Annotated in this window: 8 protein-coding genes; 1 reads left to right on the top strand and 7 read right to left on the bottom strand. The window is 70.5% G+C overall.

The features are described from left to right. Window positions 1–96 precede the first annotated feature (96 nt). Genes ACFWV8_RS13940 through ACFWV8_RS13930 form a run of 3 tightly spaced genes read right to left on the bottom strand, consistent with a single transcriptional unit; the run spans window position 97 to window position 3,045 of the window. Window positions 97–1,047: a sugar kinase gene (locus ACFWV8_RS13940; protein ID WP_384200766.1), complete on the bottom strand. Its 951-nt coding sequence runs from the start codon at window positions 1,045–1,047 to the stop codon at window positions 97–99. A gap of 4 nt (window positions 1,048–1,051) precedes the next feature. Continuing rightward, window positions 1,052–1,708, bottom strand: coding sequence for an RraA family protein (locus tag ACFWV8_RS13935; protein ID WP_384200764.1), 657 nt, complete (start codon window positions 1,706–1,708; stop codon window positions 1,052–1,054). Continuing rightward, a complete protein-coding gene (locus ACFWV8_RS13930; protein ID WP_329391694.1) occupies window positions 1,705–3,045 on the bottom strand; it encodes an MFS transporter in 1,341 nt (446 codons plus the stop codon). The genes ACFWV8_RS13935 and ACFWV8_RS13930 overlap by 4 nt, the downstream gene beginning before the upstream one ends. A gap of 238 nt (window positions 3,046–3,283) precedes the next feature. Here ACFWV8_RS13930 and ACFWV8_RS13925 point away from each other — a divergent pair, with 238 nt between their 5' ends. Further along, window positions 3,284–4,216: a LysR family transcriptional regulator gene (locus tag ACFWV8_RS13925; protein WP_384200762.1), complete on the top strand. Its 933-nt coding sequence runs from the start codon at window positions 3,284–3,286 to the stop codon at window positions 4,214–4,216. A 126-nt stretch (window positions 4,217–4,342) separates the two neighbouring features. On the opposite strand, the gene ACFWV8_RS13920 is transcribed toward ACFWV8_RS13925, so the two are convergent. From ACFWV8_RS13920 to ACFWV8_RS13905, 4 genes are all read right to left on the bottom strand, one after another. Continuing rightward, window positions 4,343–5,311, bottom strand: coding sequence for a LysR family transcriptional regulator (locus tag ACFWV8_RS13920; RefSeq protein WP_384200760.1), 969 nt, complete (start codon window positions 5,309–5,311; stop codon window positions 4,343–4,345). Window positions 5,312–5,392: 81 nt separating this feature from the next. Then, window positions 5,393–5,896, bottom strand: a complete 504-nt coding sequence (locus ACFWV8_RS13915; protein ID WP_329391689.1) for a 2,4'-dihydroxyacetophenone dioxygenase family protein — start codon at window positions 5,894–5,896, stop codon at window positions 5,393–5,395. A 34-nt stretch (window positions 5,897–5,930) separates the two neighbouring features. Further along, window positions 5,931–6,716 carry an SDR family NAD(P)-dependent oxidoreductase gene (locus ACFWV8_RS13910; RefSeq protein WP_384200758.1) on the bottom strand — a complete coding sequence of 262 codons (786 nt, stop codon included), beginning with the start codon at window positions 6,714–6,716 and terminating at the stop codon, window positions 5,931–5,933. 210 nt (window positions 6,717–6,926) lie between these two features. Continuing rightward, window positions 6,927–8,264 (bottom strand): ricin-type beta-trefoil lectin domain protein, encoded by a 1,338-nt coding sequence (locus ACFWV8_RS13905; RefSeq protein WP_384200978.1) that lies wholly within the window; start codon window positions 8,262–8,264, stop codon window positions 6,927–6,929. Window positions 8,265–8,463 lie beyond the last annotated feature (199 nt).

Below are 8,463 nucleotides of genomic sequence, written 5' to 3'. Positions count from 1 at the left end.
ACCCCCCCCCCCCCCACCCACCCCCCCCCCCGCCCCCCCCCACGTTGCCTGTTACCGGCTCATTTCTGTCCCGTGCTTCCGGGATCAGGGGCAGCGTCAGGGACGGAGATGACCGGCGTGGCGGTGGACGGTCTCCCGGTTCGGGATGGGGCCCACCGCACCGTGGCCGGTTGTGGTGAGCGCCGCCGCGATCACCGCGTAGCGTGCCGCCTCCAGCGGGGAGTCCCCGTCCAGCAGCCGCGCGGCGAAGGCGCCGTCGAAGGTGTCGCCGGCGCCGGTCGCGTCCGTGGGGACGACCCGGTGGGCCGGCACCTGGGTGGTGCGTCCCTCCGCGAAGAGCAGCACGCCGTCGGCGCCCATCTTCAGGGCGACGATCGCCGGGCCGCGCGCGGCGAACTCCCCGAGCACGTCGGCGGGTTCGTGCGCGCCGGTGAGGAGCCGGCCCTCGTCCAGGTTGGGCAGGACGATGTCGGCCAGCTCCGCGCTGCGCATGACGACGGCGCGGGCGCGGGCCGCCGGCCACAGGGCGGGCCGGTGGTTGGGGTCGTACGAGACGAGCGTGGTGTGCGCGCGGGCGGTCTCCATGGCGTGGAAGGCCGCGTCGCAGGCGGAGGGGCTGATCGCCTGGGTGATGCCGCTGATGTGCAGCAGCCTGGCGGCGGCGACCGCCCGCTCCGGAACGTCCCCGGGAGTCAGGCGACTCGCCGGTGACCCGGCGCGGCGGTAGGTGAAGGCGTGCCTGCCGTCGCCGTGCCGGGTGATGAAGTAGATGCCGGTCGCGCCGCCGGGTTCGGCGACGACATGGGTGGTGTCGACGCCCTCCCGGCGCCACAGTTCGGCCAGCGCCCGGCCGAAGGCGTCGTCGCCGACGCGGGTGATGTAGCCGGTGCTCGCGCCCGAACGGCAGGCGGCGATCGCCATGTTGGAGGTGTCGCCGCCGAAGCCGGTGCGGAAGGCGGTGGAGCTTTCCAGCGCCCCCTCGGCCGCGGCGCTGAATTCGATGAGCGGCTCCCCCATGGAGAGCACCGAGGGGTCGGTGTCCGGCATCGCGTCAGATCCGGTTGTACTTGGCGAGGCCGTCGCGCAGCGATCCCGACGACAGGATCAGCGCGGTCTGTTCCTTCTCGCGGTTCTCGATGTCCTGTGCGGTGGCGAGGACTTCACCGACGAGATCCTTCGGGACGCGGACGACCCCGTCGCGGTCGGCGACGATGAGGTCCCCGGGGCGTACGGTCACTCCGCCCAGTACGACAGGCTCGTTGAGCGAAACCGTACGGTAGCGCCCCAGTGTGGTCGCGGGCACGGCGTGCCGGGCGTACACCGGGAAGTCGGGGAAGTCCCTGCGGATCTCGGTGACATCGCGTACCCCGCCGTCGAGGACGCAGCCCGCCAGCTTCCTGGCGACGGCGCCCGCGGTCATCAGCCCGCCCCACACGGCGACATCGGCCGCGCCCGCGTCGATGCACACGACGCTGCCGGCAGGGGACTCGTCGATGGCGGCCAACGCGTGTACCGGCGGCTCCAGTTCGGGGTCGGGCACCTCCCGGACCGTCACCGCCGGTCCGGCCAGCGTCCTCGATCCCGGTACGACCTGGTGGACAGCTCCTTCGAGATAGCCGCGCACGCCGTGCTGTTCGACGGCGTCCGCGACCGACGCGGTGGCAAGGGACCTGTAGGCCTCAAGGGTCGCCTCGGAGTAGCTGGTCATATGGGTTCTCCAGTCTTTTTCCCGGGGTCCGGGATCGCGGATCCCGGCTCGGTGCCGAGCGGCACCACGTGCTTCATGACGACGCCGTAGACGAGTGCGCCGAGCAGGGACACGGCCGCGGCGGTCGCGAGGGGGACGAAGTACGAGCCTCCGAAGGCGTCCAGGAGGACGCCGACCACGACCGGGCTGAGCGCCCCGGCGGCGTTGGAGGCGAAGCCCTGAATGCCCGCGAGCGAACCGACGTTGGCCGGGGTCGGCGCGACGTCGGCGGGCAGCGCCCACAGGCTCGACGCGGCGAAGCAGAGCGACGCCTGGGAGACGGCGAGCAGGGCGAGCGCGAGGTAGGCGCTCTCGACGAGTCCGGCGAGGACGATCACGGAGGAGAGGATCAGCCCGGTGACGATGGGGAACTTACGCGCGTACGTGACGCTGCGCCCCTGGTTGATCAGCCGGGTCTGCACCCAGCCGCCGGCCCACTGGGCGGGCATCGACACCAGTGCCGGGATCATCCCGAAGAAGCCGAGCTTGAGCAGATCGAAGTCCCGCTCGTCCACCAGGTAGGACGGGAACCAGGTGATGAAGAAGTACAGCACGAAGGAGAGACAGAAGAAGCCGAGGACCATGCCCCACACCGTGCGGTAGCGGAACAGCTCCTTCCAGGGCATGGCGGGCACCGTCGGGTCCGCCTCGTTCGCGCCGCCCGCGCGGATGTACGCGCGTTCCTCGGCGCCCAGCCTGGGGTGTTCGTCGGGGTCGCGGTAGAACTTCAGCCAGAAGGCGGTGAAGCAGAGACCGACGATCCCCGCGGCGACGAACGAGCCGCGCCAGCCGAGCCAGGCGATCACCACGGTGGTGACGGGCAGCGCGAAGGCGGTGCCCGCCCGGCCGCCGCTGTCGAAGATCGAGGCGGCCATGCCGCGTTCGCGCACCGGGAACCAGCGCGAGACGATCTGTGAACTGGACGGGTACGCGGGCGACTCGACGGCTCCGAGCACCAGGCGTACGAGAAGGAGCACCAAGAATCCGGTGACCGCGCCGACCAGCATGGTGGCGATCGACCAGGCGGCGACGGCGAAGGCCATCATCCGGCGCGGGCCGTAGCGGTCGACCAGCCAGCCGGCGCCGGGCAGGAACGCCGCGTACGTCCAGAAGAACGCGCCGAGCAGCAGCCCGGTCGCGGTCTTGGATATGTCGAGGTCCTTGGTGATGTAGGGCAGTGCCACACCGAGATTGGCGCGGTCCATGTAGTTGATCGTGACGGCCCCGAAGGCCAGCCAGATCATGGTCCATCTGACACGTCCCGCCGGTGTGCCCGGGACGGGTGGGGATACGGTCATGAATGCTCCTCGAACGTGCGTCGTCCGTGCACGTGAGCAGTGGCGGGAGTCATCGGTCGCCGGGGCGGGAGGTGGGGGCTCCCCTGGTTGATCCCGGTGGTGGCGTGAGCGTATGAGTCCGGTATCCCCTGCGTGAAGGGCGAGTTGCACATACGGGTATTCGGAAAACGGATTGCGTCTCATTCGCTTCGGTCGACGGACCTTGTTGCCCGCTGTCGGCTCGCGTACAGCAAGGGGCATGCTGCGACCAGAAGTTCGTCTCGAATGGTTTGTCTCATTCCTCGGAGTCATCGACACGGGGAGTTTCAGTGCCGCTGCCGAGGCCGTTCACCGCTCCCAGCCGCGGGTGAGCATGCATGTGGCGGCGCTGGAGCGGGAGGCCGGGGTGCCGCTCTTCGACCGGAGCAAGCGGCCGGTGCGGCTGACGGAGGCGGGTGAGGTGCTCGCCGGTCACGCCCGCGCGATTCTGTACCGGCTCGGGACGGCGGAGGAGGCGATGGCCACCCGTCGCGATTCGGCCAGGGGTGTCGTGACGCTGGGGAGCTATCCGAGTGCCAGCGCCGCGTTCGTGCCCGGTCTGCTGGAGCATCTCGCGGTGAGCCGGCCGTCCATCAAGGTGGTGCTCGTCGAACGGTCGACGCTGGAGCTGGACTCGGCGCTCTCGCACGGCGAAATAGACATCTACCTGCGGCCCATGGCCCCGCCGGTCGGTGACACGGTGCGGCTGCGGGCGCTCTGGCAGGAGTCCCTGGCGGTCGTCCTGCCGCTCGGGCACCCGCTGGACGAGCTGCCGGACCCGCTTCCCGTCGCGGCCGTCGCGGCGTATCCGCTGATCACCATCGGGCGGCTCGGCTCACCGGACGTGCCCGGTTTCGAGACATACAAGGTCTTCCGGGAGCAGGGTTTCGAGCCGGAGGCCGTACAGGCGACGAACCAGCCGCAGACGCTCGTCTCGCTCGTTCGCAGCCGGCTCGGGGTGGGGGTCACCAACCATCTCGCGGTGTCGACGGCGGACACCAGGGACGTGACGATCCGGCGTCTCGACGCCGCGTGCGGGCGCCGCGTCGCGGTGCACTGGGATGCCAATCGGCCGCTGATTCCGGCGGCGCGTACGCTGTTGAGGGAAATCCTCGAAGCGCCGATTCCGGCCGGTACTCAGCGGCTGACGTAATGCACCCGGGCCGCGCCGGTCAATTCGGATATCGAAGGCGGGGTATTCGGAGAACGAATAACGGGATGCGGGCCGGCACGCGTTTCAACGGCCCGCTTTCACCGCCCCGCTTTCACCGCCCTGGTCTCACCGCCCCGCTTTCGCGGTCCGCCCGCACTCGGCTTCCTCGCCCCACGGCCACCGCGGCATCGGCAGTTTCCCGATGACCTCGCGCACGGCCTCGACGGCGGGTGAGACGACCGGTCCCGCGCGCCACCAGGCGGCGACGGCGCGCTCGCACTGCGGATCGGCGATGGGGACCAGTGCCACGCCCTCGGTGTTCGCGGTCGTCATGGCCAGGCTGTTGGTGATGCCGACGCCAAGTCCGTGGCGTACGAGGGAGATGAGGGTCTGCGGCTGGTTCGTCTGGGCCGCGATGACCGGGTTGAGTCCGGCGTTGGCGAAGGCGAGGTTGGTCTCGTACTGGCGGGCCTGGCCCTCGCCGCTCTCCCCGATGCTGATCACCGGGAGCATCGCGGTCTGCGCGAGGCGTACGCACCCGGCGCGCGCGAGCGGATGGTCGGCGCGGAAGACGGCGACGAGGGGCTCGCGCCAGAGCACCCGGCTGGCGACCAGATCGGAGTTGATGAGCGGATGGAGGGGGCGTATCGCGAGGTCGAGGTCGCCGCTCACGAGATCGGTGCCGAGCGCGACGCTGGGCCCCTCGCGCAGCACGAGCCGCACCTGGGGGTGGGTGATCCGCAGGGCGCGTACGGCCAGTGGATAGAGGTACGAGGCCGCGCTCGGGTACGCCCCGAGTCTGACCTGTCCGGAAATCGTCCCTCCGGTGAGATCGGCCAGGACGTTGAGCCGGCGCAGTATCTCCTCGGCGTGCGGCAGCAGCCCGCGGCCCTCGGGAGTGAGGACGGCGGGCTGCACGGAGCGGTCGAGCAGCCGGGTGCCGAGGAGCCGTTCCAGCTCCGCGACATGGCTGCTGACTCTGGGTTGTGAGCGGTAGAGGGCCTTCGCCGCGGCGGAGAATCCGCCATGGTGGGCCACGGCCACAAAGCTGGCGATCCAGTCGATCCGGTAGTGGTAGACGCTCCCGATGTCCATTGAGTCCCCGTCCCTTCACCTAGGTCTTCACCTAGGCAGGGGAGCCTACCTCGCAGGTCACGGGGGCTATGGAGGGTTTGCTCAGCGAATGAACCGATTCACGTAGTCGGCGCCGAGACCATTTTCCGTGTAGTGGGCACGACACATGTCGATCTTTGTGAACGTGTCCTCGTAGCCGGTCTGGACGCCGTTGTCGTCGACATACGCCATCGCCCCGGTGATGTTGAAGAACGTGATCATCTCGTCGCAGTCCGCCGGCACGGCCAGCGTATGGATCTCGCCCGGGGGCTCGTAGACGAAGTGTCCTGCCTCGGCGACCCAGTCGTGCTCGTGGTAGTGCCACTTGCCCTTGATGACGTAGCCGAAGACGACTCCGGGGTGCCGGTGGCGTGAAACGATCCCCGCCGCCGTGACCTTGAGCAGATTGCACCACTGGCCGGTGACGGTGTTGAACATCAGCGGGCGGAACCAGACGTGGGGAGCCTGCGGCACCCAGATCCGGTCGTCGTCGGGCAGGGCGGCGACGGCGATCTCCTCAGGGACCATGGTGGACAGGGGGATCACGGGGCCTTGCGGGTCGGTCATCTTCTCTCCTCCTGGGGGGTGGGGAGCTGGGAGTTCAGGCGGCGAGATAACCGCCGTCGACGGGGAGTACGGCTCCGGTGACGAACCGCGCGTCCTCGCCGCAGAGGAACGTCACGGCGCCGGCCACGTCGGCCGGTTCGCCCCAACGCCCCAGCGGGGTGCGGTCGATGATGCGCCGGGCCACCTCGTCGTCGGCCCGCAGGTCCGCCGTCAGGGCCGTACGGATCCATCCCGGCGCCACCGCGTTGACGCGGATACCGTCCCCGGCCCAGGCGACGGCGAGCGCCTTGGTGAGCTGGGTGATACCGCCCTTGCTGGCCGTGTAGGCGGGCACCCGGGGGCCGCCGAAGAAGCTCAGCATGGAGGCGATGTTGACGACGCAGCCGCCCGAGCGGCGCAGCAGGTCGTGCGAGGCGACGCAGGCGCGCATGGTGCCGGTGAGGTTGACGTCGACGACACGGGCGAAGACCTCGGGTTCGTACTCGCGGCCCCGGGCGATCACACCGGCCGCGTTGACGAGGACGTCGAGCCGCTCGATTCCGCCGAGGAGGTCTTCGAGCGCGCGGTCGTGGGTCAGGTCCATCTCGACTCGGCGGACCGATTCGGGCAGCCTCCCGGCCGCGCCGCCGGCGTCGAGCCCGGCGGCGATGACGCGGGCGCCCGCGGTGGCGAAGCGCTCGGCGACGGCGGCGCCGATGCCGCTGGTGCCGCCGGTGACGACGACCGTGCGCCGGTCCCCGGCCGGGGCGCGCGACGTGTCGTGCGCCCTGTCGCGCTCGCCGTCGTGACCCACCGGTCGCGCAAGGTGCTCCTCGCTCACTGCCATTCCCTCCGCACGGAAACACGACGTTGCGGATCCGATTCCAACAGCTTTCGCGGCACGGAGCCTTCGATCATGCGGGAGGAGGATGACCCCCATTCGATTCCGCCGGTCCGGTCCGGCCCGGGAACGCGGACCGCCCCGGGCACCGTGGGTGATCGGTGTCCGGGGCGGGTGGCCACGGGGGGGCGCCGGGCATCGGGGGCCGGGTCAGCCCCGGTACTGGGCCAGTACGCGGGTGAAGTCCCACGCCGCCTGGCCGACGCCGGAGCAGGTGTCGGCGCCGCCGCCGGTGCACGGCCGGTCGCGGTTGACCGACCAGAAGGTCAGCCGGGCGAGGTGACGCTGCTGCGCGTAGGCGAGGATCGTGCGGAAGTCGGCGACGGTGATGGTCTCGCCGACGTCCGTGACGCCGTTCATCGAGGAGATGCCGGTCTTGCGGTAGGCCTCGTCGTCGCCGTAACCGTAGGCGTTCTTGACCGCGGTCTTCAGGCCCTCGGCCGCGCGGACGGAAAGCGTGCCCATGTTCTGGCCGTTGCCGCCGAAGTTGAACGGCATGATCGTCCAGCTGTCGACCGTGAGGCCGGAGGAGGCCGCGCGGTTGATCAGGCTGGTGTCGGGGCCGTTCTGGCCGGTGCCGAACGTGATGTAGATCTTGATGCCCGGATTGTTGGCCCGGATCGTCTTGAGCGCGTCGACGGTGCGCTGTTGGACGGTGGGGCTGTCGTACGCGGCGGCCTCGATGTCGATGTCGATCGCCTTCAGGCCGTACGCGTTGATGACCTTCTGGTACGCGGCGGCCAGCTCACCCGCGCTGCCGCAGGAGCTCTCCAGCTTGTTGCCGCTCCAGCCGCCGAAGGACGGGATGACGTCGCCGCCACCCGCGCGCACGGTGTTGATGGTCTGCTGGTCCACTCCCCCGGCCAGCGGCCTGCCGCCGTCCCATTGCGGTTCGCAGTACCCGTTGCTGAGAACGAAGGCGAGGGTGAACCACTTGACGCCGGTGGCGTTCTGGACGGTGGTGGGGCTGGGCGGGCTGCCCCAGCCGTTGTAGATGTACGGCGCGACGGCCATGGGCGCGCCGCCGGGGTCGGGGTTGCCGCCGCCGGAGGGCGCGGTCCACTTCTGGTTGGCGGCGCCGGTGCAGCTCCACAGCTGGAGCCTGGTGCCGTTGGCCGAGGTGTTGCCGGTGACGTCCAGGCACTTGTCCGCCTGGGTGTTGACGATGTCGCGGGCCGCCGAGACGGTCCACTGCTGGTTCGCGGCGCCGGTGCACGACCAGAGCTGGAGGACGGAACCGTTCGCCGTGCCGTTGTCCTTGACGTCCAGACACTTGCCCAGCGCGCGGATGGTGCCGTCGGAGGAGACGTCCCACTGCTGGGCGCCGCTGCCGTTGCAGTCGTACAGCTGGACGGCGGCGCCGTTGGCGGAGCTCGCACCCGCCACGTCCACGCACTTGCCGCCGAGACCGGTGATGGTGCCGACGGCCGCGGGTGCCGCGGTGGCCGGTGTCACGGTCATGGTCGAGGCGACGGCCACCAGGGGCATGGCCAGCAGAGCCAGGGGTCTGAGGTGCTTCCAGGGGCTGAACGAGGCTGTCATACGGGGTCACCGTCCACTTCTGGTGGGGCGGCTCACCGGGTCCGCCCGGTGGCCGGTTCGCCCCCGGGCGCCGGACAGGGCGGGGGGGGGGCGGAGGGGGGCCCCGGCAACGTACCACTACCCCCGCCCCGCCCCGGGGGCCGCG

The sequence above is a fragment of the Streptomyces sp. NPDC058665 genome (genome assembly GCF_042714995.1).
Taxonomy (GTDB): domain Bacteria; phylum Actinomycetota; class Actinomycetes; order Streptomycetales; family Streptomycetaceae; genus Streptomyces.
This window is presented reverse-complemented; position numbering and strand designations above follow the sequence as displayed.